At 48.0% G+C, this 25523-nt stretch carries 21 protein-coding genes and 3 pseudogenes; 23 read left to right on the plus strand and 1 reads right to left on the minus strand.

Annotated elements, in window-relative coordinates:
- The first annotated feature begins 7 nt into the window (after window positions 1-7).
- The 23 genes and pseudogenes from AC1DF0_RS26100 to AC1DF0_RS26210 all read left to right on the plus strand — a co-directional run bounded on the left by AC1DF0_RS26100 (window position 8) and on the right by AC1DF0_RS26210 (window position 24613).
- The gene (locus tag AC1DF0_RS26100) at window positions 8-442 is read left to right on the plus strand and encodes a phage tail tube protein (protein WP_337102570.1); all 435 of its coding nucleotides are present in this window, start codon (window positions 8-10) and stop codon (window positions 440-442) included.
- Between the two features lie 85 nt (window positions 443-527).
- Window positions 528-926, plus strand: a complete 399-nt coding sequence (locus tag AC1DF0_RS26105) for a phage tail assembly chaperone (RefSeq protein ID WP_475819977.1) — start codon at window positions 528-530, stop codon at window positions 924-926.
- Window positions 927-1180: 254 nt separating this feature from the next.
- On the plus strand, window positions 1181-3097 hold the full coding sequence (locus tag AC1DF0_RS26110) for a phage tail tape measure protein (protein WP_477576159.1): 1917 nt from the start codon (window positions 1181-1183) through the stop codon (window positions 3095-3097).
- Window positions 3097-3756 carry a LysM peptidoglycan-binding domain-containing protein gene (locus tag AC1DF0_RS26115; RefSeq protein WP_477576161.1) on the plus strand — a complete coding sequence of 220 codons (660 nt, stop codon included), beginning with the start codon at window positions 3097-3099 and terminating at the stop codon, window positions 3754-3756. The genes AC1DF0_RS26110 and AC1DF0_RS26115 overlap by 1 nt, the downstream gene beginning before the upstream one ends.
- Window positions 3753-4766, plus strand: a complete 1014-nt coding sequence (locus tag AC1DF0_RS26120) for an XkdQ/YqbQ family protein (protein WP_475819980.1) — start codon at window positions 3753-3755, stop codon at window positions 4764-4766. The genes AC1DF0_RS26115 and AC1DF0_RS26120 overlap by 4 nt, the downstream gene beginning before the upstream one ends.
- 1 nt (window position 4767) lies before the next feature.
- On the plus strand, window positions 4768-5220 hold the full coding sequence (locus AC1DF0_RS26125; RefSeq protein ID WP_477576164.1) for a DUF2577 family protein: 453 nt from the start codon (window positions 4768-4770) through the stop codon (window positions 5218-5220).
- A complete protein-coding gene (locus AC1DF0_RS26130) occupies window positions 5220-5633 on the plus strand; it encodes a DUF2634 domain-containing protein (RefSeq protein WP_442053170.1) in 414 nt (137 codons plus the stop codon). Before AC1DF0_RS26125 ends, AC1DF0_RS26130 begins: the two co-directional genes overlap by 1 nt.
- A 1-nt stretch (window position 5634) precedes the next feature.
- On the plus strand, window positions 5635-6696 hold the full coding sequence (locus tag AC1DF0_RS26135) for a baseplate J/gp47 family protein (RefSeq protein WP_477576167.1): 1062 nt from the start codon (window positions 5635-5637) through the stop codon (window positions 6694-6696).
- Window positions 6686-7273 carry a putative phage tail protein gene (locus tag AC1DF0_RS26140; protein ID WP_477576169.1) on the plus strand — a complete coding sequence of 196 codons (588 nt, stop codon included), beginning with the start codon at window positions 6686-6688 and terminating at the stop codon, window positions 7271-7273. Before AC1DF0_RS26135 ends, AC1DF0_RS26140 begins: the two co-directional genes overlap by 11 nt.
- The gene (locus AC1DF0_RS26145) at window positions 7263-9056 is read left to right on the plus strand and encodes a discoidin domain-containing protein (RefSeq protein ID WP_477576171.1); all 1794 of its coding nucleotides are present in this window, start codon (window positions 7263-7265) and stop codon (window positions 9054-9056) included. The genes AC1DF0_RS26140 and AC1DF0_RS26145 overlap by 11 nt, the downstream gene beginning before the upstream one ends.
- Window positions 9040-9306, plus strand: coding sequence for a hypothetical protein (locus AC1DF0_RS26150; protein WP_477576173.1), 267 nt, complete (start codon window positions 9040-9042; stop codon window positions 9304-9306). Before AC1DF0_RS26145 ends, AC1DF0_RS26150 begins: the two co-directional genes overlap by 17 nt.
- A gap of 415 nt (window positions 9307-9721) precedes the next feature.
- Window positions 9722-9856 (plus strand): annotated as a pseudogene (locus tag AC1DF0_RS26155) (sigma factor-like helix-turn-helix DNA-binding protein); the annotation flags it as partial.
- A 301-nt stretch (window positions 9857-10157) separates the two neighbouring features.
- Complete coding sequence (locus AC1DF0_RS26160) at window positions 10158-11558, plus strand: MFS transporter (protein ID WP_477576175.1); 1401 nt, start codon at window positions 10158-10160, stop codon at window positions 11556-11558.
- Between the two features lie 110 nt (window positions 11559-11668).
- Window positions 11669-14221 (plus strand): GH39 family glycosyl hydrolase, encoded by a 2553-nt coding sequence (locus AC1DF0_RS26165; RefSeq protein ID WP_477576178.1) that lies wholly within the window; start codon window positions 11669-11671, stop codon window positions 14219-14221.
- Between the two features lie 224 nt (window positions 14222-14445).
- Window positions 14446-16728 carry a glycoside hydrolase family 3 C-terminal domain-containing protein gene (locus AC1DF0_RS26170; protein ID WP_477576180.1) on the plus strand — a complete coding sequence of 761 codons (2283 nt, stop codon included), beginning with the start codon at window positions 14446-14448 and terminating at the stop codon, window positions 16726-16728.
- A gap of 37 nt (window positions 16729-16765) precedes the next feature.
- Window positions 16766-17665, plus strand: a complete 900-nt coding sequence (locus AC1DF0_RS26175; protein ID WP_477576182.1) for a phosphatase PAP2 family protein — start codon at window positions 16766-16768, stop codon at window positions 17663-17665.
- A gap of 54 nt (window positions 17666-17719) precedes the next feature.
- Window positions 17720-17842, plus strand: a pseudogene (locus tag AC1DF0_RS26180) (sigma factor-like helix-turn-helix DNA-binding protein); the annotation flags it as partial.
- A gap of 211 nt (window positions 17843-18053) precedes the next feature.
- Window positions 18054-18225, plus strand: a pseudogene (locus AC1DF0_RS26185) (transposase); the annotation flags it as partial.
- 333 nt (window positions 18226-18558) lie between these two features.
- Window positions 18559-19461 (plus strand): ABC transporter permease, encoded by a 903-nt coding sequence (locus tag AC1DF0_RS26190; protein WP_477576184.1) that lies wholly within the window; start codon window positions 18559-18561, stop codon window positions 19459-19461.
- A gap of 33 nt (window positions 19462-19494) precedes the next feature.
- The gene (locus tag AC1DF0_RS26195; protein WP_477576186.1) at window positions 19495-20376 is read left to right on the plus strand and encodes a carbohydrate ABC transporter permease; all 882 of its coding nucleotides are present in this window, start codon (window positions 19495-19497) and stop codon (window positions 20374-20376) included.
- 76 nt (window positions 20377-20452) lie between these two features.
- Entirely contained in the window at window positions 20453-22021 is a 1569-nt protein-coding gene (locus tag AC1DF0_RS26200; RefSeq protein ID WP_477576188.1) for an extracellular solute-binding protein, read from the plus strand.
- A gap of 95 nt (window positions 22022-22116) precedes the next feature.
- Window positions 22117-23880, plus strand: a complete 1764-nt coding sequence (locus AC1DF0_RS26205) for a sensor histidine kinase (protein WP_477576190.1) — start codon at window positions 22117-22119, stop codon at window positions 23878-23880.
- The gene (locus AC1DF0_RS26210; RefSeq protein ID WP_477576192.1) at window positions 23855-24613 is read left to right on the plus strand and encodes a response regulator transcription factor; all 759 of its coding nucleotides are present in this window, start codon (window positions 23855-23857) and stop codon (window positions 24611-24613) included. Before AC1DF0_RS26205 ends, AC1DF0_RS26210 begins: the two co-directional genes overlap by 26 nt.
- On the opposite strand, the gene AC1DF0_RS26215 is transcribed toward AC1DF0_RS26210, so the two are convergent.
- Entirely contained in the window at window positions 24601-25488 is an 888-nt protein-coding gene (locus tag AC1DF0_RS26215; RefSeq protein WP_442052614.1) for an AraC family transcriptional regulator, read from the minus strand. The genes AC1DF0_RS26210 and AC1DF0_RS26215 overlap by 13 nt on opposite strands.
- Between the last annotated feature and the right edge of the window lie 35 nt (window positions 25489-25523).

Raw genomic sequence — 25523 nt, forward strand, 5'->3', positions numbered from 1 at the left:
ATTTGTTGTGCTGGATTCAACTCGCGTCATTAACGGTACTTACGGCTACGTCTATTACGACGGCAGATGGCTGACAAATGTGAAATCGGCGGAAGCGAATGTGGAAATTACGAAGGAAGAAATCAAGCGTGCCGGAACGCGCTGGACGGCGCATAAGGTGACCGGACTCAGCGGCTCGGGAACGATTACCGGCTATAAGGTGACGTCCGAATTCGTCGAGCTCATCGGGCAAATTGCCGATGACAGCAAAGGCACGTTTACGACAGAGTTGATTCTGAAGCTGGAAGATCCGGAATCGTATGGCGCATACCGCGTTCGTCTGAAGGGAGTAACCTTCGACAAGGTGCCGCTGATGCATTTTGAGGTCGGATCGATTGTGGAAGAGGAGCTGCCATTTAATTTCACTGGCTACGAGCTGATGGATAAATTGACGGCGGAATAGACGTTATGCCTATTGCTGGCGCCGGAGTGGAGCTGCCATTCCGGCGCAGTATATAAATCAATTAAGTAGAAGGAGCTGACTATTAATGATTACTACAGACAATAGACAAGGTGTAGTATTGCAGGCGTTGCTTGGAGCGGACAGCAAGCCGAAGAAGGATGTACCGATGAAGCGTCTTGATGTGGAATTTCAAATTCAGGCGCTTGACGGGAAAACGATTAACCGCATTCAGGAGCAATGCACGCATTATATCGGGAAAGGCCAGAAGCGGGAGAAGGTGCTCGACGAGGAGCAGTTCGGTGCGTTAGTTATTCAGAAAGCATGCTTGATTCCAGATTGGTCGGCAAGAGAGCTGACTGATAAATACGGCACACCAACAGAAGCGATTCTTGGCGTTCTGCTGGCCGGCGAAATCGCCAAGCTGTCTGCGGAAATACTTGAGATCAGCGGCTTCAACAACGATGAGGATGAAATAAAAAACTGATCAAAGCGGGCGGCGAGGCTTTTCTGCTGCATCTTATTTTTCAGCGCCATCATATTCCTCCAGACGCGATGTTCAACAAGGATGAGAATGTGAAGCGTTTCATGTACGCTTCGATGATGCTGCAGCTGGAGGAGGAAGAGAAGGCGCGCAAAGAGGAGCAGCGGGCTGCCCGCAGGATGAAGTCGTAAAGTTGCGGCTTGGAACGGAGGTGAGCAGGTATGAGTTCTCTCTCGATAGGCGGGAATCAGAAAAATATGAGCAAATCAGAGCTTAAGTATTTGGCTAGTTTAACTAGCGGTCTTAAAGATTTGCATAAGGTCATGAAGAAAAGCCAAATATCCGGTGGTTTCACTAGCATAACGAAGCAGTTGGGGGCGCTTTCCGCCAGTAAATCGACGGGAAGTGAGCTGCTAAGCAAAAATTACAATCCGCTAGAGAAAGCAGCACAAAAGCATTTGATTGATGAACGCAAGCATGTTCGCGTGAAGCGCGATCCGGTTGGAGGAATCGCAAGCGCTGCCCAGCAGATGGCATCAGGCGATATTAGCGCCAGACTAAGCCAGAAATGGATGGGAGCAAAGCTGAAAACGGCAGCCGTTGCCTCTTACGCTTCCAACAGGCTTACAAAGCTGCAAACATCTCGGGATAAGGCCGGCATTATGCCGTATCATCAGATGTCCGATGAAGAGAAGGATCGGACGATATCGATGATTGGCGCTGCCGGAAACGTGTTTGGCTCGCTGAAGGATCAATCACTGGAAGCGGCCAAAACGTTCAGCACAGCGGTGGAAACACTGCGCGCCGCTTCGATGGCTCCGCCAGCGGAAATGGGAGCGATGATCAAGCAGCTGCGCGAGCTCGGGGGAACAACACCGCAATCCTTGAATGAGATCGCAGCCGTGATGGGGAATTTGCGAGGCAATGCGCAGCTTACTGGCGATAAATTGCGCGTGATGACCAAAACGGTACTTGATGCTTCCCGGTTAAGCGGCTCGAACAGCGCTCAAGCGGCGGATTCCGTTGCGAAGGTGATGGCCGCTTGGGATATTAAGCCGGAGGCCAGTACGGAATGGATGGATAAGTTTTTTGCCGCGAGCCGGGCGAGCGGCTCGAACATGGGCGATTTGATGAAAAGCATGGGGCTGCTAGGAACGCCAATGAAGCAAATGGGACTCAGCTTCGAACAGTCGATGGAGCTGATGTCGAAATGGCAGAATGAAGGCTTGAACCCGCTGCAGGAAGCGATGAAGAAGGACTTTTACGGCGAGGGCTTTGCTTCGATTGCCGCCAAGATTAGATCGGCTAAAACCGAAACGGATGCCCTATCCATTGCTTCGATGTACTTTGGCGAACGAGTAAGCGCCGATATGGTAAAGGCGCTTKGGGGTAACTCCATTGATTTCAGCGGTGTGATGGGAGCGATGGCTCAGTCGAACGGCGCAATTAGCCAGCAAGCTGCCAGCGTGCAGACGTTTGGCGATAAGTGGACGATGCTGCAGAATCGAATAACAACGGCTCTAGCGCCTATTGGTGAGCTGTTGCTTCCGGTTGGCAATGCGATTGCCTGGTTAGCCGAGATGCTGACAGCAAATTCGGAAATTGCAATAGGTGCTCTAGGTGCAGTTGTAGCTTTTCTCATGATTGCATACGGGCCGGCTATGGTCGCTACAGCGATCGCAACCTTAGCTGCCTTCTGGCCCATTATTCTGATAGCCGCTATCATCGGCGCAGCAATCGCTGGCGTGACGTATCTAGTCAAGAAGCACATTGATACGATTATGGGCGTTATCAACACGGTAACGGAGAAGCTGTCAGGCTTGTTCAGTCTGTTTGACGACGACAAGAAGGCGCAGCTTGATGCCAATGTAAGTCAAACGGTGACAACACAAGGGACATATAGAGGGCCAACGATTTCAAGCGCTGGCGGCCCTCCCACAAGCAAATATCATGGCATGGATTACGTGCCGTATGACGGGATGATGGCCCGGCTGCACAAAGGCGAGCGGATAATGAACGCCAGCGAGAATAGACAGTTTTCCCAAGGGGGCAGCGGAGGCGGATCGATATCGATTACGGGCAATACATTTAATGTCCGCCATGAATCGGATATCGACGCGATTGCAAGAGCGTTAGCCCGCGAAATTAAGTCGGCGGGAGGGCTGATGGCGTAATGGCGGAGCTGCAATTTTGGCTGAAAACGGCGGATGAGAAGGAGTGGCTGCAGCTGCCGGTTAATCCGGAGCAGGTATCGGTAAAAAGCTCCTATGGCTACGAGGATGTTCAGGTCACGCAGCTTGGCGAGTATACGATTATTGGCGAGCCTTCCTTAAAGGAATATTCTTTTGGCTCTTTTTTCCCGCGAGACTATCACCCCGGCTATTGTGAATATGAGAATCTGCCTCCCCCGTGGGAAGCCGTGGAGCGAATCGAGCTATGGATGGCGACTCGCAAGCCAATTCGTCTCGATATTACCGGAACCGCGATTAAAGGGCTGACAACCATCCGCTCCTTCCAGTACAGCGAGCGCGCCGGCAATCCCGGCGATGTGTATTATGAGCTGGAGCTGAAGGCGTATAAGTCCGTGGAGTTTCGCGAGGTGGAGACATCAGGCTCCGGCAAAGCGATGGTGATCGCGGAGGAGAAGCGTCCTGAGCTGCGAACGCCGCCAGCCTCGTATATTGTCGTTCCGGGCGATACATTATGGAAAATCGCTCAACGCACTTTAGGCAACGGCGACAGATGGCGCGAGGTTTACACAGCGAATCAAGCCGCAATCGGCAAAGATCCGAACCGGCTTATTCCCGGTCAAAAGCTGGTGATCCCGGCATGAGCTGGAGCGTGATCTATAAGGACGCCAAGCAAGAGGCGCATCTGGATCATATCGTGAAGTCCGTGAGCTGGAGCGGCGATGTTATGCAGGCAGCCCGTAAGCTGACGGTGCAGGTCTCCAATACTAGCGATCTGCGCAAGCCGTTGATTGCATTCCAGAAAGGCGCCGAGCTGCGGCTGGTTGAGGATGGGAAGAAGGAGCTATTTCGCGGTGTGCTATTCGCCGATTCCATGGACTCCGGCGGTCAAATGACGTTGACGGCGTACGACGAGAACATTTATTTGACCAAAAACAAGGATACAAAAATTTTTCGCGGGCAAACGGCCGCTGCGATTATCAAGAAGCTGTGTAATGAATTTTCTATACCGCTTGGTGAGGTGCACGACACGAAGTTCGTTATTCCGAAGCTGGTTTTTCGCGACAAAACGCTATTTGAAATGATGGTGACAGCGCTGACGGAATCAGAGAAACAGAATGGCGAGCGGTTTTTTCTTTCTTCAAAGGAAGGAAAGCTGCAATTACTGGCCCGCAAGCAGCAGAAAAAGAAGTGGGTGCTGGAGAATGGCGTCAATTTGTTGACGGCGAGCTACAGTCAGTCGATTGAAGAGACGCGCACGCAAGTGAAGATAGCAGGCGGCGACGAGAAGAAAAAGGAGCTTTCGGCTGTTGCCAAGGACGGCGAGGTTATTAAGCTGTATGGTGTGATGCAGCATTTGGAGAAGCCGGGACAGAATATGACGAAATCGCAAATGGAGCAGCGTGCCAAGCAGCTGTTGAAGGATTTGGCGATGATCAAGGACGAAGCGAGAATCGAGTGCTTAGGCATCCCGGATGTAATCGCCGGCTCCTGCATTTATGTGAAGGAAGAGCTGACGGGAATTGTCGGCGGCTATTATGTATCTGCCGACGAGCACCGCTATGAGAAGAGCAGCCACACGATGTCGCTGACGCTATCGGCAACCGACGATCTGCCGAAGATGGAATACAAGGAACAGAAGGGGGCGCAATAGCATGGAGCGCATTGAAGGCTCGGGAGCAAGCCAGCTCGTTCAGTTGATCCGCGCTATCGGTCATAATACTGATATTACGTTCGAGCTGGCGACGGTGACTGCCGACGCTCCGGAGCTGAAGATTAAAGTGGATCATATGAGTATCGAGCTGGAGAAGGATGATTTGATTGTTGCGAAATCGCTGACGAAGCATATACGCAGTGTGACGCTGACGAGCAAGGATAAGGGTAAGATTTCATCGACTAGTGTAAGTATGAACTACAATATGGTTCTTGCTAATGCATCTGTAACAACGTTTGATTTTAATTCCTTCGGTCTTGATACCGCCGAGTTCAAGGTCGAGACAGCGGAACTGGAATTTCTCGACGAACTGAAGAAGGGTGAACGAGTTATCGTTACAGGTATCAATCAGGGCCAAACCTACATTATTTTGGATCGGGCGGTGATGTATTAATGGCATTATCTCCGCTGCAGAGTCGGGAGGAACGGTATGAAGCCGTTGCTCCGAAAGCTAGTCCGTCCCGCACTTATCTTCTTAATTTCGATACAGGCGAAGTGGAGGAACGGTTGATCGACGGGGTGGATGCACTGCGTCAGTCGATTCGCAAGTCAATCGAAACGGCTCGTTATCGCTATATGATTTACAACGGCCAATACGGATGTGAGCTGAATGACCTGCTTGGGCAGGACATATCCCAGCAGCTGCTGAAGAGCGAAATCAAACGTGTTATATCGGAAGCGTTGCTGGCTGATGACCGAATTCGATCCGTCGGGCAATTCCAGATTGAACGAGTCGGCGATAAGCTGTTCGCATCGTTTGCAGTCACAACATCCGAGGGCGTAATGGAGCAGGAGGTGAGCATTTAACATGTTCGAGCAAGAAACGAAGAAAGACATTCTGGATCGGATGCTGGCAGCCTCGCCGGACAGTCTGGACAGACGACAGGGGTCGGTTACCTTTGACCTGTTGTCGCCAGTAGCTATTGAACTGGCGCAAGCCTATATTCAGCTGGATAATGTGCTGCGGTTTGGTTTTGCCGGTTCTCAGCAGCCTTCCGTTTTTTTGGATATGAGAGCTGCTGAGGTTGGCGTATTCCGGCTGGAAAGCGTAAAGGCGGCAGGGATTGTCGTATTCAACGGCAATGAGAATGTGTCGATCCCCGTAGGCACAGCGGTTTCAACCGATGAGGAAACCCCGATTACGTTCATAACGGCTGAGCCGGGAATTATTCAGCAAGGCAAAGCGGCTGTGAAAGCTTATGCGGCCAATGGGGGAGCAGCCGGGAATATTGCTGCCGGGCGGATTAAGCTGATGCTTGGCTCGTTGTCGGGAGTTGTGACGGTTACGAACCCGGAACCGTTCGATAACGGGACGGATACCGAAAGCGACGAATCGCTGCTTAACCGGTATTACGACCGGGTACGGCGTCCAGCCACAAGCGGCAACGAATGGCATTACCGCCAGTGGGCGCTAGAGGTAGCTGGCGTTGGCGATGTGAAAGTATTTCCCGTTTGGGCCGGCAATGGCACAGTGAAGCTAACGATACTTTCGAAAGATAAGAAAGCTCCTGATGGCGACATTATTAAACGTGTCTCCGATGCTGTTGATGCGCGGCGTCCGGTTGGTGCTTCTGTAACGGTCTGGCCGGCTAAGGAAGTTCCTCTTCGGGTTTCGGCTGCGCTTAAGCTAGCCCCGGGAGCTGAAATGGACAAAATTTCCGCCTTGTTTCAGCTTCAACTCACGGAGTATTTAGCGGAGCTTGCTTTCCGTCATGATATTGTTCCTTATAACCGGATATTCGGCTTGCTGCTTGATATCAAAGAGATATCGGACTTTAGCGATTTGCGTATTAATGGGGTTAACGGCAATTTATCGCTGGAGGCAGATGAGGTTGCTATAGCTGGGGCGGTGAATTTCGTTGTCTCGTAATATTTTGGCTGACATGTTGGATTATTTGCCTAATTACTATTCCGAGTCAGCGCTTGTTGATAATTTGACCAGCCGTGAAGCAGAGGAATTGCAAATTCTTCATACCCGCATGCAAGACGTGTTGAGGCAGTTCTTTGTCGGAACTGCAACATGGGGATTATCGAAATGGGAAGAGCTTTGCGGCATTCCGACGGACAATGACAAGCCATTCGAACAGCGGCGTTCGGTTATACTGACGAAGCTTCGCGGTGCGGGTACGATTACGCTGGCCACGATTAAAGAGGTGGTTGACTCCTTCGAGAACGGCGTTATTCAACTGGAGGAAAACTTCTCTAAATATGAGGTTATTATTACGTTTATCGGCACGCGAGGTCTGCCGCCGAATTTGGATGATGTCGAGCATGCGTTGCGCGAAGTTGTACCGGCGCATTTGCAGATCAGCTTCCGGTTCACTTATTTGGTCTGGGAGGAGCTGGACTTGGCAGGTCTATCCTGGGCAGAGCTGGAGGGTTTGAATATGACATGGGAGCAGCTTGAGGTTTGGAAACCAATTGAAAGGGAAGAGTATGATGCCTAACAAATTGCCGACAAATCTGCACACCTTTGAGGCTAACGATACAGTCAGTCGCGCTGCGCAGAATGAAAATATCAAAGTGATTGATGCGCTGTTTCACCCGTCAAGCGGACATCGGCATAGCGGAGAACCGGGTGATGCGCCGCCAATAGGGAGTGGGGGCTTAGCAACTGGAGCTGTAATAGCTGCCAAAATAGCAAGCGGAGCAGTTATATCGGAAAAGCTTGCAGCGGCATCTGTAACGAGCGACAAGCTTGCTGCATTCGCGGTTATGAATAGCAATTTGGGACTCGGTGCTGTATCCGCGGATAAGCTTGCTGAAGCTTCCGTTACAGGCAGCAGAATTGCCCCGGCTTCAGTTAATGCCGGGCATATTGTCGATGGCGCAGTAACGGAGAATAAGCTTGCTCCGGCTTCAATCACAAGCAGCAAGCTGACCAATGGCGCGATTACGGCGGATAAAGTAGCCGAAAATGCGATTACGAGCGTGAAAGTTGCGGACAATGCCGTTACAGCTAACAAGCTGGCGAACAACAGTGTTGATCGCAGACATCTGCGGGGAGGCGGACTAGGCTCCAATATTGCGAAATTCAAACCGGTTAGCGTGACCGGAGGCAATCTTACCGGCAGTCCTACGGTGCATTATGCTGCCGACGGAGAGAACCAGTGGAGCATAAACCGCATGGTTCAGCTTCCGCAATTTTTAACTATTAATCTTGGTAAAACCTATCATGGAATCGAAGGAATGTCATTTGGAACGGCTAACGGAGCGGATGCAGCTCAAGCTCCTCGCGGTTTTTATATTGAAGCCAGTTTGAATAACGGGACATGGACACGGGTGTATACCCACCCGGGCGGCGGGTATACGCCGTTTACCTACTTACCTTTTATTGGAGCTGCAAGCGCTGCTTATATTCGTCTAGTGATCACCGAACGGAGCGAGGGCGATATAACCTCCGTATCCGCTATAGCCGTATATAGCAGCTATTACGGTGCGATCGAACAAGAAGCATTAAACGATACCCGGCCTTGGGGGCTTAATGCCCGGCTYCAAGGGATGATGGTTATACCGCAAGGAGATATTACGGATGACGGAAACGGTTATATCTATATTAATAATACGATCGCAGTTGTAAACGCAGCTGCAGGTATGAAGTTTACCATATATGGCGGAGGCTATCACCTCCCGTCATGGGGGTATTTGTATGTAGATATTCCAACTGCTATCCCATCCGCTTGGAATAACGTAACTGCTAATCTAGCCGTGGGAGAGTATCCTCTATCTGTGAAACAATATGATAACCCTAATCGGCTTATTATTGCCCAGAGGGGCGAGGACGGTTATGCCTATTTTAATTGTGCATTGCCAGCAAGAGTTGCTGGAACGAGAATGAACGCAGACTCTGTCAATGGGATCGAATTCCGTTCGTACTACAATCAATATTTGGAATACAAACACGGCAGCGGCTGGCAAATGCTGGAGAATAAATATGGGGCTGGCTTTGCCGCTATGCTGTCATCTGATAAGCAAACCATTACGAATGACGGAGCGGATACGATGACAATAACCGTAACCTTATCCGATGAGCAAGGTCAGATACAATCTGCTTTTAACGAGGAAGTGCAGCTTGAAATGAACGGAATGACGCAAGCGGTTAAGCTGACGGAGGGCGTTGGAACAATTACGGTCAGCAGCGAAGAGCCAGGAGAGTTTGTGCTGCGAACGGTGGGATTTGAACGTAACAGTCAAATGAAGGTGGTGATAACCGATGGCGAAAAAGCGTGACCCGCAACCGCAGCAAGCCCACTTCCACATCCCCGCCGATCCGCAGCGGCTTAAAGCAAAGCAAATTCAAGAACGCCAGTTCGAGCGTCAGTCTCAGCGGCAGGAGCTTAGCAGCTTGAAGGCGGAGTCCGGCTTCACGGTAACGAATGAAATGCTGTACGAGATGTTGTCCGATGTGCTTGAACAGCAAGCCATTATCGAGAGTAGGCTGCAGAAGCTATCCAAGCAGTTGCCGGGCCTGTCAGTTTAATTATGCAAGAACGGCAGAAAGACGTTATACAGGAGCAGCGCGAAGCAGTCAAATCCGAAATGTATAACGGAGCATTAATCCATGATTTAAGTAAGTTCATAAGATTAACTAGAGACAGAGCCAAATTGGACGCCAAAGCAAACGGTACCTACATTGTTTATGACACGTGAAGGTGAGTTTGTTAAGTACAATTCGGAATCTTATTGTCGATCGACTTGTTGTAAGTGTAAATATTGACCCTGATGCCTTGGCGCGCAGAATTGATAGTGAAAATCCCGAACGACATCAAATATCAGCTGGGAAAGAAGCAATAAAGTTAGTTAGGGAGTGCAAAGCACATCAGAGAGACTTTACAGCTGAAACAGCTGATATTTTAAGACGTCATCAGACTTCATTGGAAAATTTAATTGAACACTTGGAGCTTAGCGGCGACGAGCGGACGCAGCGGAAGATCGCGAAGGAGCTGGGAATAAGCCGCAGCTATGTGTCGCGCATTGAGAAACGGGCACTCATGAAGCTGTATCATGAGTTTTACAAGGCGAAGAAGTGATCATGTGATGCCGCCTGTAGAGGTGGCGTCTGGCTGTCGAGAAAATCAAAAGAACMATCTCTCAATTATAAAGGGAGATGGTTCTTTTTTGCATCTTGCCTGAAAAGTCTCGGTCTAACTAGCTGTTCCCTTTTTTAATATTTATCCTTTGTCCTGAACAAATTGTAAGCGATAACAAAATAGAAAACGGAACAGGCGAACGAGTTCTTTGGAATGAATGAAAAGCGCTTTCGAGCTAAGATCAATATTAATAACTGGAATGAAAAAAAGGAACGGCAACAATTCAGGAGGGGGAAGGGATATGAATACAGTAATCGAAACGTCTGATTCGGCTCGTACAGCCTCAGGCCAGACGATCGAAGGACGTATCGGATTTGGAGAAAAGCTTGGGTATGGCGTTGGAGATTTGGCGAGTAATCTCGTTTTTGCGGCGATGACAACGTTTTTAACTTACTTCTATACGGACGTCGCAGGCATAGCGGCGGCTACGGTCGGTACTATTATTTTGATCTCACGGGTGCTTGATGGCTTCGCTGACATCGGTATGGGCATTATTATTGATAAGACGAAATCCAAGCATGGCAAGACGAGACCATGGATTTTATGGATGTCCGTGCCGTTCTCGATATCGGGGGTACTGCTGTTTACGATGCCGGACTTTGGAATGACGGGCAAAATCATTTGGATTATCGTCACTTATAATCTTGTAAACATTCTCTATACGGCAATTAACGTTCCTTATGGAGCGTTGAATTCATTAATTACGCAAGACCAGTACCAACGATCGTTGCTAAATATTTTCCGCATGATGATGGCGATGGTGGGGGCGGTGCTCGTATCGGTCATTACGACGCCGATTGTAGAGGCATTGGGAGATGGACCGCGCGGCTGGCAGATGACATTCGGTATCTACGGCGTGATTGCCGCGATTCTGTTCTATGTCACATTCCGCTCTACTAAAGAGAGGGTAAAGCCAGTCGCTCAACATTCGACGCCGATTGACGTTCCGGTGAAGGTCGGAGTAAAGGCGCTGTTCCGCAATAAGTATTGGGCGATCATGGTTGTTGTCATGACACTGATGTTCATCATTCAAGGCACGAGCGGGGCGAACATCTATTATGCCGAATATGTGCTCGGTAATAAGGATCTGGTAGGCACATTGACTATGACTTCGTTTTTACCCTTGCTGCTTGGTATGGTTGTACTAGCGCCGGTGGTTAAGAATCTAGGGAAACGCAATGCCATGCTGATCGGAATCGTTATTGGTATAGTTGGATCGTTCATTATGATGATCAATCCGGAGAGCCTAACGATCGTCATTGCAGGCTCCGTTATAAAAGGTTTCGGTATGGCACCGATCGCAGCATCCGGGTTTGCCATGCTTGCAGATACGATCGAATATGGGGAATGGAAGTCCGGTGTACGCACCGAGGGGCTCGTCTATAGTGCTGGCAGCTTTGGCACTAAGGTGGGATCGGGACTTGGAGCTGGCGTCCTCGGATGGGCACTTGCGCTCGGTGGATACGTCGGCGGTCAGACCGCCCAGTCTGCAGCAGCATTATCATCGATTAAAGCGCTGTACATCTACATCCCGCTCTTGTTGTTTGCGCTTCAGTTTGTATTGCTTCTGTATTACAAGCTGGACAAGGAATATCCGGGAATCATTCGGGACTTGCAGGAAAGAGCCCAGAAAAAGTCTTAAACGCATAGTTGTCCAAACAGAGCCTCCTCTAGCGAGGTTCTTTTTGCGCATTTTTAGACAATGTCCTATGATAAAGGTAACATTGTGAATTTGTCGAAGGGGCAGTGGATATGCAGTTTCATTATGAAACGATCAAGCAGGATGGCCATATTCCAATTAAAATCTTTACCCAATTAGTCGAGTTTTTTCCGTACCACTGGCACGAAGAAACGGAAATTCTGTTCATTCTGAAGGGATCTATTGAAATCATGATAGATAAGCAAGGAACGATTCTGAACGTCGGAGACATCTTTCTCGTGAACCGCAACGAGATCCATTTTATCCGCTCGCTTGATCAGCAGGAAGGGACTCATCTATTGATTCTTCAGTTCAATCTTGAGCAGTTTCGAAGATTTGGCGTCGAGACGGGCGTCATGAGATTCCGGCTTAATTCGGGAGATCACGACCTGGCCCGAGAGAAGGAATACGACAGAATCCGTACGCTGCTAGCTTCTCTTATGAAAGTTGTCATTAACCGTGAAGAGCCCCAGAGGCTGCTTGTCGAGCGTCATTTGCTTGATCTTCTTATCATTCTAACCTCTCGGTTCTCTATGCCKGAGCAGAACAATGACATGCATGTGCGTGAAGATGATCAGAGGCTGCTTGAGATATTGAAATACATTAATGCCCATTCTGCCGATTCGACTTTAAGCTTGAATCAGATTGCTGATCGCTTCTTTTTGACGCCTCCGTATTTGTCGACTTATTTTAAGACCAATATGGGAATTTCGGTGAAGAAGTTTATTGAGAATATTAGGCTGAACAAGTCTCTAAGACCGCTCAAGCTGACGGATCGGACGATCGTGGAAATCGCGCTTGAGTACGGGTTCCCCGATGCAAAATCCTACTATCGTGTCTTCCGAGAAGTGCTCGGTACGACACCCACTGTATTTCGCGAGTTGCAAAGCGTAGATGTGAGCTCTGAAAGACCAAAAGACTATTTCAGCATTAACAGCAAGGAGACACTGGCGGAGCTGTTCAAGTATGCAGATCTTAGCGAAGTCGATCAACGACAGTTCCATGAGGTTATGCCGGCCCGCTCGGTCGTTTATGAAGCTCGCACAGACATGCCGGGAGCAGACAAGCTGCGCCATACGTGGACGCGTCTTATGACTTTCGGATACGCATTGCACGGCCTGCGTTCGGACTTCCGAGACCAGCTCCGAATTTTGCAAAGGGATATTGGTTTTGAATACGTGAGGTTTCATGGTATTTTCGCAGATGAGCTGCTCATTTATAATGAGCGGTCAGACGGAAGCGTGTACTATAACTTTAACCATATCGACACACTGCTTGATAACTTGATCAGCGAAGGTGTGAGGCCCTTTCTAGAGCTTGGTTTTATGCCGACGCAGCTTGCATCTTCGGATGGTGAAATCTTCTGGTGGAAGGCAAACGTAACGCCTCCGAAAGATACGGTTCGCTGGCTTGATTTGATTGAAGCGTTTATTCGACATCTTCTGAACCGTTACGGTATTGCGGAGGTAACGACTTGGTACTTTGAGTTTTGGAATGAACCCGATATTGAAGGCGTCTTTTGGAAAGGGTCACGCAAGCAGTTTTTTGAGTTTTTCCGTGCAAGCTTCGAGCGCTTGAAAGCAATTGATTCCAGATTGAGGATCGGCGGCTTCGGCAACCTAAGCATGGTTGGAGACGGAGAGTGGCTTCGTGATTTTGCCAAATACGCGCGTAAGCATGATCTGAAGCTCGATTTTTACTCGTTTCACGTCTATCATCTATCGCGCTTTACGAATGTGGGAGAAACGTCGCTAGCCGCTGCGGAGCTGCTGGCAGATTCGAATTTTGACGATCATTTTCACTCTGAATTATTGAATAGGCTTACCGATGTTCGTCTCGGTGACGCCAATACGATCCCATTAGCTGTCGAACAAGAGCTTGCAGAGTCAAGCATCCTGCCGATGACGACGTCAGAGAGGTGGATTACCGAATGGAATGCGAATACCGATTGTCGTGACCTTGTTCACGATACCTGTTATATGGCAGCATTCATTGTCCGTACGGCGCTGCGGATAGGTCAGAATGTCGAAGGGCTGGGCTTCTGGACGGCGACGGATCTTCACGAAGAGTTTCGTCTGCCTCAGCCGTTGTTTCACGGCGGCTTTGGTCTCATGACGTACAACGGAATTAAGAAAGCAGGGTTTCATGCCTTTTCTTTCCTTGCTAAGCTCGGCGATGAAATCGTCCTGCAGAAGGAAGGCGTTATTGTAACGCGGAGAGGGGATGAGTATCAGGTCCTCTTCGATCATTATTGTCATTATAACGAGCTGTATGACCAATTCGATTATTCTCAGCTCTCGGAGACCTCGCGTTATGGCGTCTTCCTGAATACCGAGGCGGAAGAAGTGGGTTTACGCTTGCATGGTCTAAGTGGCAAATTTGTCATAGAAGAGCAATGGGTTAATCGTAATCAAGGCTCGTCTTACGACGCCTGGGTCGAGATGGGGGGACCGGACATGTTATCCGCAGCTGGTTACCAGCACTTAAATCGGAGGGCGGAACCGGGCTACCGGACACGAATCGAATTGGCTCAAGATAATCTCGAGCTGAAAGCGACTCTGGAGCCTCATGAGATACGGCTTTTGATTATAAATCGCAAATATTAATAGATGGCAAGGCAGTTCAAGGGACGTTCGCGGGAAGCGGGTGTTCCTTTTCTTTATGTCCGTTTTGATCTCGGATGAAAAAGTAAGCGTTAACGAAATAGAAAACGGAACAGGCGAACGAGTGGTTTGGAATGAATAAAAAGGACAGCTGAGCTATTATCAACATTAATAATTGGAATTTGTATGTATCAATTTGATCAAATCTAACAGCAGGGGGAATTAACATGAACCGAGACGCAAGAAAACTAGTAGCTCAAATGACGTTGGAGGAAAAAGCAGGGATGTGCTCCGGCTTGGACGTGTGGCATCTGAAAGGTGTTGAACGGCTTGGTATCCCTTCTATAATGGTTGCTAACGGTCCGAATGGCCTTCATAAACAAGCTGGTTCATCAGAAGGATTAAATATGGGCAACGGCATTCCCTCCGCTTGCTTTCCATCTGCAGCAGCACTAGCCAGCTCGTGGAATCGTGAATTGCTCCATGATGTAGGAGTCGCACTTGGCGAGGTTTGTCAGGCGGAAGACGTTGCCGTACTTCTTGGGCCTGGTACCAATATTAAACGGTCTCCCCTTGGCGGCAGAAATTTTGAATATTTCTCCGAAGACCCCTATTTATCATCTGAATTAGCAGCAAGTCAAATCCAAGGCGTGCAAAGTCAAGGAGTTGGCACCTCATTGAAACACTTCGCCGTGAACAATCAAGAACATCGCCGGATGAGTTACGATGCCAGTATCGATCTGCGTACCTTGCACGAAATCTATTTGACCAGCTTCGAGGGTGCCGTGAAGAAGGGGCAGCCTTGGACCGTAATGACGGCTTATAACAAGATTAATGGCTATTATGCTTCGCAAAATGAATATCTGATAGGCGACGTATTACGAAAGGAATGGGGGTTCGATGGAGTAGTCGTATCCGACTGGGGCGCTGTGGATCAGATTGCAGATGCAATAGCTGCTGGCCTTGAGCTTGAAATGCCTGGAAACAACGGCCTTAGCGAGAAAAAAATCATTCAGGCCGTTCAGAATGAAACCTTGTCGGTTGAGGTACTGGACCTTGCTGTTGAACGGGTCGTTCAGCTCATCTTTAGGCATGTAGACAACAAGAAGGAGCATGTTTCATTCAATCAAGAGGATTCTCATCGGCTTGCACGTAAAGCAGCGGGTGAAAGCATCGTGCTTTTGAAAAATACGAACGGCGTACTCCCTCTGGAGAAAAGCAGTAAAGTCGCAATCATCGGCGCTATGGCTCAAAACCCTAAATTCCAAGGCAGCGGAAGTGCGATTGTTGTTCCGACCCAAGTTGACATTCCGCTTCATGAGATGAAGCAGCTTGCTTCAAATACGGCTAACCTCTCCTATGCACCAGGTTATATTCTTGATACTGAAGAGGTAGACAAAAGGCTAATGGAAGAGGCTAAGCGAGCAGCGGAGAAAGCAGATATTGCGGTTATCTATGCGGGGATACCTGATGGGTTTGAATCCGAACTTTCTGACCGCAGGCATCTGCGTCTTCCTTACAACCAAGAACAGCTTATTGAAGCCGTAGCGTCCGTTCATAACAAGGTTGTCGTCGTGCTTATGAACGGCTCCGCATTGGAAATGCCATGGGTATCGTCGGTAAGCGCGATCGTTGAAGCTTATTTAGGCGGGCAAGCAATAGGAGGGGCTCTGGCGGATATCCTTTACGGTGAGGTAAACCCGAGCGGCAAGCTTGCGGAGACATTCCCGGAGAAGCTGGAGGACAATCCTTCTTTCCTAAGCTTCCCAGGGGAAGGCAATCGAGTGGAATACAAAGAAGGCATCTTCGTTGGTTATCGTTATTATGATACGAAGAAAATGACTCCCCTGTTCCCGTTCGGGCATGGGCTCAGCTATACAACCTTCGAATACTCGAATCTTACGCTCAGCCGTTCGCATATGAACGATACGGAAACGGTTGAAGTTCAGGTGACCGTTACGAATACAGGGACTCGTTCCGGGAAAGAGACCGTGCAGCTATATGTGAAAGATATGGAGAGCACGGTGATACGGCCGGACAAAGAGTTAAGAGAGTTTGCCAAGGTTGACCTGAAGCCGGGTGAACAAACGACAGTTACATTTAAACTCGATAAAAGAGCCTTTGCCTATTACAATGTAGAACTGAAAGATTGGCATGTAGAGAGCGGTGAATTTGCAGTTATGGTTGGCTGTTCATCGAGAGATATCTTCCAACAAGCTTTGCTTGAAGTAGAATCGACGGTGACACTGCGCCAAACGTACACGCGGAACTCTTTGCTGGGCGAGCTAATGAGCAACCCTGCTGCAGCACCTATGATTCAGGCTTTGACACAAAATTTCCAAGCGTCTATGGGGATTGCCGAGGGGGATGAAAAAATGTCAAAGATCATGCAAGCGGCTTTGGGTGCAATGCCGCTCCGGAGTCTCGTTTCCTTCAGCCAAGGTTCGTTTTCAGATGAAATGTTGGAGCATTTGCTCTCCCAATTGAATGCTCCCGCAACTCATAGCTGATGTAATTATAAGGATACCTTACTATGGAGGGGTCGTTATGCAAACAAAAGGTTCAAAACGATTTATGCTTGGTTTATTTCTCGGATGGGCAGCGTTAATGCTTGTCTTTAGTTTTGCTGATATGAGCTTGTCTAAAGCTGTGTACAACGAGACGCATTCCCGATTTGGAGCTTTTTTTGAAAACTTTGGAGAGCATCCCGCTTTTATGATCTTCTTCATAGCTGGAAATATCTTATTCAGAAACGCAAGGGATAAACCATTCGGCAGGAAGCTCGCCATTCGAATTGCAAGTGCATTTTTTATGGGACTTGGCGGCATCGGGATGATCTTTATCGGAGTCTCGCGTCAATTCGGTTGGGATGGCGGAAGCGTTTTGCTGGCAAGTGTTGTCGCAGTCATTATTGTATCGGTCATCGTACAGCTGCTGCTTAATCAGGTTCCAGATGAGAAAATTAAGGTGTACAATATGGCTGCTTGGGCTGGTATCGGCATTGTTTTCACGGAAATGATCGTGGTCAACGTTCTCAAGATTTTCTGGGGACGAATGCGGTTTCGTAACATGAATGGTGATTATTCGCAATTTACCAATTGGTTTCTCCCTAATGGCATTCAGAAGAACGGCGTTACCGCAGAGGTGTTCAAATCGTTTCCATCGGGTCATTCAGCTAACGGATGGACGATGCTAGTCTGGATGTTATTCATGCCTTTCGTTAAAATATGGCGCAACACCATGCTTATCATTGCGATTGCATGGGGGCTCTGTACTTCGTATAGCCGAATCGTTATGGGCGATCATTTTGCTACCGATGTGTTGTTTGGCGCGTTCATTACGGCTTGCAGCATGATTGTATGGTGCAAATGGCTGAAGATTGAGCTTTATACGGATGTACAAGCCGGCTCAAGTCGACACTTACCAACAGACGTGACCCATAGCTGATGCGATGCCGAAATGAATAACCCTGATGCATTTAACAGAATAATCTTCCACAGCGGCGACGAGCGAACGCAGAGGGAGATCGAGAAGGAGCTGGGCATTAGCCGGAGCTACGTTTCTCGAATTGAGAAGCGGGCGTTGATGATGTTATATCACGAGTTCTATAAGGCGAAGAAGTGATCTTGAGAGTTAGCCTCGTCGCTGGTTGCGATGAGGTCATAAGTTCACTTCTTCTTAGGTTCCATCAAACAGAACGCACCTTGAGAAATCAGGGTGCGTTCTCAGGCTGTCGAGAAAGTCTCGACAGTCTTCTTTATGTTTAGATAATTTAAGACGACACCGCTTTAATATAGTATAATGATAATAACTTATACGAACGGATGGTGTCACTATGCTACGCAATAATCGAGATAAGCAACAAAAGTACGAGTTGGTATCCATTGAAGATTTAGTACCTGTTGATCATATGCTTCGCAAGATTGATAAACATATCAACTTCACCTTCACCGATGAGAAAGTTTCCCCATCTTTACTCGCAGGATAATGGTCGTCCAGCCATTGATGGAACGGAGGGCACAAGAAGATAAATCCCTTAGTAATTTCCAAAAATATTCTAAAAAACAAAAAGAGAAACCCATAGTTTCGAAAGCAACTTGGGTTTCTTGACAATATGAGAACCAATCATTGATTACATCAATGATTGGTTCTTTTTTTGCCGTATGATCCACCTTGAAAAAGGACATCATTTTATGCGAAATGAACCGTTTTCATGGAATGTATGCGCTTTTATAATGAGAAACAAGAGGTCGCAGCGTAGCTAGCTCGCATGAAATAGACCGAAAGGAGAGGCGAACCCCATTCAGAAATCCGTATTTTTAAAGCAGTTCAAAAGACAGTTGCCCTTCCAGATATTCGTATGGATCGGATTGTTGTTCCTGCTCGTGTTCAGTTACATTCCGATGTTCGGTATCATCATTGCCTTCAAAAATTATAAAATATCAACCGGCATCGACGGCATTTTTAGCAGCTCCTGGGCAGGATTCTCTCACTTTAAGGAGCTCATCAACGACTATAATTTTCCGATGCTAGTGCGCAATACGTTGGTGCTTAGCATTTTGAAAGTCATTTTTTCTTATCCGATTCCAATCCTGTTCGCCATCATCTTAAGCGAAGTCAGGCATGTATTCGTGAAACGGTTCGTACAAACGGTCAGCTATTTGCCTCATTTCATTTCATGGGTTGTCGTTACCGGCATATCGTTTGCCTTCTTCTCCTCAAGCTTCGGCATCGTCAACGATTTTCTGCTGTCGCTTCATCTGATCAAGGAGCCGCTCGCCATCCTAACCGATCCGGATGCTTTCTGGGGACTAGCAGTTTCGACAGCCATATGGAAGGAAGCGGGCTGGTGGACGATTATATTCCTTGCAGCGCTTGCCGGCATTGATCCGTCGCTATACGAGGCTGCCGAGATGGATGGCGCGGGGCGTCTTAAGCGAATTATCCACATTACGCTGCCTGGTTTAAAGGGGGCAAGCATCGTTGTCTTAATCCTAACGATCGGCAGCATGCTTGGCGGAGGATTAGTCGGATCGAACTTCGAGCAATCGATGCTGCTTGGCAATACGATTAACAGCGAGAAGTCGCAAATCATTCAAACCTATGCCTTCACGATCGGTCTGGCCCAAGGCAGATTCTCGTTCGCTACGGCAATCGATCTTATGCAATCGGTTATTTCCGTGATCCTGATATTCAGCAGCAACGCTATAGCCAAACGCGTGTCGGGCAACGGATTGTTCTGATTCAATAAGTAACAAGAGAGTGGTGAATTCATCATGCGCAGAAGAAAAACGCTAGAGGATCGGATACTGGACACGATCATTACGATTATTCTCGTCGTTGTTGTCTTTGGAACGCTATATCCGTTTTACTATATTTTGTTGATTACCTTTAATGCCGGCACCGACACTGCGGCCGGAGGCATGTACTTGTGGCCTAGGCAGTTCACATTTGGCAACTATCTCTATTTTCTCGAGGATCCGAAGTGGATCAGCTCCTTCGGCATTTCGTTGCTAAGGACCATCGTGGGCACTGTTCTAGGCGTCTTGTTCACCGGGCTTGTCGCATATGGCCTAGCGAAGAGGGATCTCATTTTCCGCAAGAGCTACTTTACGATTGTTGTAGTAGCAATGAATTTCTCCGGCGGCATTATCGCTTTCTACATCGTGCTGAAGAGCCTTGGGCTCATCAATACATTCGGCGTTTATGTTATCCCGGGTATGCTGAATTTATTTTTCCTATTGATCGCGATCTCTTTCTTTACTGACATTCCCGAGGAGCTGGGTGAGTCGGCAAGAATCGACGGGGCATCGGAGGTGCGGATTTTTGCCAAAATTATTCTTCCTGTCTCGATGCCGCTGCTTGCCACGATGAGTTTGTTCATCGGCTCCGGTCAATGGAATGCTTGGCTGGATTCGGCTTACTTCGTACAGGACGAGGGCCTTCGTACGCTGACCTACCGGATGATGCAGGTCATTAACCAATCCATGGTCCCGTCGGGAGATGCGCAAGCGGCAGCGATGTCGCGTTCCAGCGTTACGCCTTTCTCTGTCCAAGCGACAGCAATGGTCGTATCGATCGTTCCTATTCTCGGTGTTTATCCGTTTTTGCAAAAGTATTTTGTATCCGGCATGATGTTAGGTTCAGTCAAAGGCTGATGCGGTTTTTCGGCTGACTCTTTCATAATGAGACTGGCGGCCTTAAAATAAGACTATTATAGACGGGGGTATGGGAATGAATAAGAGCTATAAACTGGTTATTGTCATGTTCGCAGCATTATTATTGATAGGAGGATCACTATCTGCTTGCAGTAACAGTGGTAATAACGGAACGGCGAACACGAACAATGGTAAAGCGGAAGGAGAAGATTCCGGCAATAACGGGACAGAGGAACCGGTCGAGCTGTCGATGTTCGTCGATGCAACATGGTATCCGTTCCAAGACTGGAAGGGTGAAATACCAGAGGCAATTACGAAAGCGACAGGCGTTAAACCAAAAATTACGGTAGCTACGGATGACAAACAGCTTGCCCTGATGGTCGCATCAGGAGATTTGCCCGATATCGTTGTTTCCTTCAACTTCAAGCTCATGTCGGACGGCAACATCAGCCTTCCTTATAATGAAATTTTTCCGAAATATGCCCCAAGCGTGAAGTTTGATCCGGTCAAGGAGCTCGTCAATACGGTAAGCGATGGAAATTATTATGCCATTAGAAATGACTTCTCTTCTGAATCAGAGTGGAAAGCGAGTCCATATGCCCATATGATGGTACCGGGGCTAACGCTTCGCAAAGATATTTTGGAGGGAATCGGCAATCCGACAATTAACACGATAGAAGATTTGGATAAGGCATTTGCTGCCGTAAAGGAGAAATATCCGGACATGACGCCGCTTATTCTTAATCCGAACTGGCAACGTCCTTACTTTGATACGCAATTTGGAGCAGTAGGCGGATTTGCAGATAAAGACGGAAAGATTGAATATTATCTTAGACAAGAAACCACTCGTAAATCGATTCTGTATATGAACAGCTTATACCGCAACGGTTATGTTACATCGGAAAATTTTGCCTACAAGAATGAATCGGAGACAGAGCAAATGATGGTTTCCGGCAAAGGCTTTGCTTACACGTGGACCTATTCTGGCGCGGATCGCCTCAATGCTTCCAGTAAAGACTCTGGCTTAGAATTCATCCAGCTCGCCGAGCCTCTCGGAGCTGATGCCTCGGTTGTTAGTACGGGAACCGGAGGACTTGGCATGTATGTGTCGAAGGATAACAAAAATGTAGAAGCGACTGTGAAGTTCCTAGAATATTTGTATTCGGAAGAGGGCTGGCGTACGGCGGAATGGGGAGTAGAAGGGAAAGATTGGACATGGAATGAAGAAGGATATCCTGAGTTTAACTACAATGTCCAAGATCTAGAGACACTAAAACAAAAAGGTGTATACTGGTGGGGAGTACCAACTGAGACGGGAGTTGGCATGGCATTAAGCTCTTATAAGAAAGGTTCGGAAACAACTCGTCAAGGGGAAGCCTATTCCCGAATAACAACCTTTAATCCAGCAATCGGCATGATTAATCCGGATACGGATTCTCCTGAACAGATTATTCGAACCAATATTGATAATATGGTGAAAACGGAGGTTACGAAGGTGTATTTGGCGCCAACGGAAGCCGAAGCTTTGCAAGCGTACGAAGATATGATAGAGAAAGCCGAGAAGATCKGAATGTCGAAGCTGGAGGCTTGGGCGAGCGAGCAATACGGACCTTTAAAGGAAAAGTATGATAGATTGACGAAATAAGAGGCTGCTTATAAGCTCATATGGAAGGTTAGCCCGCAAGGGCGGCTTTCCGTATGAGCTCGCTTGCTTTCAGTTTATCGAGGAGATCTGATCCTATGCGTATTAGCACAAAAATGGTCGTTGGATATATTTTTCTTATTGTTCTCCCGTTCCTTATTTTTTCGGCGTTTGTCTATAACCAGCTCTATGGGCGATTAATTACGCAGTATCAACTGACCAATCAGCAAAATATCGAACAGCAGGGCGCTAATTTGGAGGCCAGTCTGTCTAAGATCGAATCTTTGTATTCCATCTACCAAAATAATACCGCTTTGCTTGACTTCTTGCGAGGCGATTACGTGTATGACAGGGATCTGATTTACTCGTATTTAAAGGAGATCAGTCCCGCTTTTGCATTCGCGTCTCTTGGCGAGCCGATGGTTGAGCAGCTTGTCGTATACCCGAAAACGCAGAAAAGGCTGTTGTCTTTCCCGGAATTCGCGGACTATTCGGAGATAGGGAGCAAGCTGAGCAGCGAGGAGAAGAGGAAGTTGCTTCCGGCGAAGGGATTGTGGAAGAAATCAATCGACGCCGGGTCGGAACCTTCCTTGGTGTACTATCACAAGCTTTATAGTGAGACATATACCAGCGAACTTGGCATTGTTGAAATCAAGGTTAAATCGGCTTTACTAGAGGAGTTTATGAAAGCGCTTAGCGCCATTCATCCGCAAAATACGATTCTGCTGATGGATTCGGAGGGCACTGTCTTCAGCTCGAGTAGGGAAACGGTCATTCGTACCGGGCTGCTTGCGAGGATCAAATCATCCGTGCTGAGCAGAGAGGACAATACGTTCCTTGTTGACGGAGAGAGACTTATGGTTAATTCCGTACAAGTGCCGCGCCTCGGTTTAACCGTTGTTGAAGTGAATAAACAAGACGCCTTGTTCCAATTTTTATGGACGAAGCTTTGGCTCGCAGGAGCTGGAATTGTCCTGCTTGKATTGCTTTCGGTATTTTATTACGTTCTATTGTCATCGCTTACAAAGCGTATTTTGCTTCTGTCCCGTCATATGCGTAAAGTTGGCTTGGATGATATTGGAACCCCGTATGCGGGAAAGCTGGGCAAGGATGAGATCGGCTTCCTCATATCCAATTACAACGCCATGATGGGGCGCATCGATGAACTCGTTAATCACGTACAGAAGGTTGAGCTGCTCAAGAAGGATGCGGATTTCAAAATGCTGCAAGCCCAAATTCAGCCTCATTTTTTGTACAACACGCTGGAGACGATGCGAATGCTTGCAAGGTCGAACAAGGATTATACGGTAGCTGAGATGGCCTATTCCTTAGGCAATCTGCTTCGCTATAGTTTATCGCAATCGGATGATACGACGCTTCAGGAGGAGCTGGAGCATGTCAAGGCCTATATCGCCATTCATCAGATTCGGATGAGGGATCTTCTGTTCGAGCTTGAAACGGATGATGAGCTGCTCAAGGTTCGTTGTCCGAGATTTATATTGCAGCCGCTGGTAGAGAATAGCATGATTCACGGACTGTCGAACATGCGAGGTACCAAGAAGATAGCTATCCATTTCAAGAGAGCACAAGATGCTATTGAAATCCATGTTACGGATAACGGAGTGGGTATTCCAGAACCGAAGCTTTCGAATCTGCGGCTAAGACTTCATGGCGGTATAGCAGATCTCGCTTTATCGTCAGGAACGGGCATTGGCCTCGGCAATGTAACAGAACGCGTGAAGGCGTATTTCGGCAAGGAATCGAAAATGCTTGTTACAAGCGGGGATGGACAGGGAACTACGTTTACTCTTATTTTGCAAACGGGGGAGATCAAGCATGTTGAGGCTGATGATCGTGGATGACGAACCCATCATACTAGAGGGCATTCGCGATATGATCGAGGAAGAAAACACGCCGTTCGGCAAAATCATATTGGCTAACGATGGGATCGACGCATTGGAGAAAATCGACTATTTTCACCCCGACCTTATCATTACGGATATCCATATGCCGGGGATTAATGGTCTCGAGTTCATAAAACAGGCTCAGCAGAAGAAGGTGAAACGGTTCATCATTCTAACCGGACATGATGTATTCGAGTATGCTCGCAAAGCGGTTCAACTGCAGGTCGTGGATTATATGCTCAAGCCTGTCAATCAGCAGGAGCTCGCCGAGCTGCTGAAGCGAATCGCCTTGGCGCTGCTGGAGGAAAAACAGCACATAACGGAGCCATTATCGTCGAACACATTAGCGGCTTCTGCGCAAAACGAGAATATTTCGCTCATGAAGGCCTTTATTGAAACCAATTATATGAAAGATATTTCCTTGCCTGATATAGCCGCAAACCTAAACCTTCATCCAAGCTATGTCGGACAAATGTTCAAAAGAGAAACGGGCGACACCTTTGTCAAATATTTGAATCAAGTACGTATTAAGAAAGCGAAACAGCTGCTCGAGGGCACCAAAGATATGCCGCTGGACAAAATCGCCAAATGCGTCGGTTACGACAACAGCCGCACGTTCTATAAAGTTTTTCGGAATACGGTAGGCGTTACTCCTGGAGAGTATAGGAAATCGGGTTGTCATTTCTTTTGAGACCTGTATTGGGTAGCCGTTATTCCATAATATTGTTTGAACGAATGACTGAATTGTTCCAAGGTTGCAAAGCCGATCCTTGCGGCAATGGTACTAATAGACAAGTCGGTTTCTGCAAGAAGCTGGACTGCAGCGCTCATTCGGGATTGCTGTTTCTTATTCTTAAAGGAAACGCCGTATTGCTTTTGTACGGTCCTCTCCGTCTGGCGGGTGCTCAGACCCAGCTTGTCCGCAAGCTGCTTTAGCGTAATGGAAGAGTACTCGTATAAGAAGCAGTTCTCGATGGTAAGCAGTCTGCTGTCATCCAACGTTTTCACCGGAACGTCCACTAGAGAGGAGAGGCGCTCCGTATACTGTCTAACCATTCGGGTAACGATCATTTCTAATATATTCGTTGCCATGTGATGAAAGCCGAGGCGCTTCGATGACAGTTCGTCTGCAAGCATCTGGAACAACGGCATCATATTTTCGTTGTCCGGACCGATCCAGAACGGCGTGTTGACCAGCAATTCCGAGAGGAGATTATCCTTATGCGTGCTGTTTTTATTTGCAGTTAACTGGGAGTCACCAGTGAGAACCTCGAAGAAGATACAGTATTCAGCCATAGGATCGTTCTGATCCGGAATCTGCTCATGCGCGACATCAGGTCCGGTCATAAACAACGTTCCAGGCATTAGGGGATAACGCTCCCCATCCGCGACCAGTATACCTTGACCGCTAGGGATGTAATGAAGCTCATAGCTGCCGTGGCTATGACTGTGCTCGCGCATCGAGCTATGGAAATAGCCGAACTTCACATACAAGACATTGAGTGCAAATCCGCCGAGCGCAAGCTTAATATCCATATTGCCGATGTTAATGGGGGGGAGGTTCATATCTTTGTTCTCCTCTGCCAAAATGCGACACCTCG

Source organism: Paenibacillus sp. 05T425 (genome assembly GCF_056396205.1).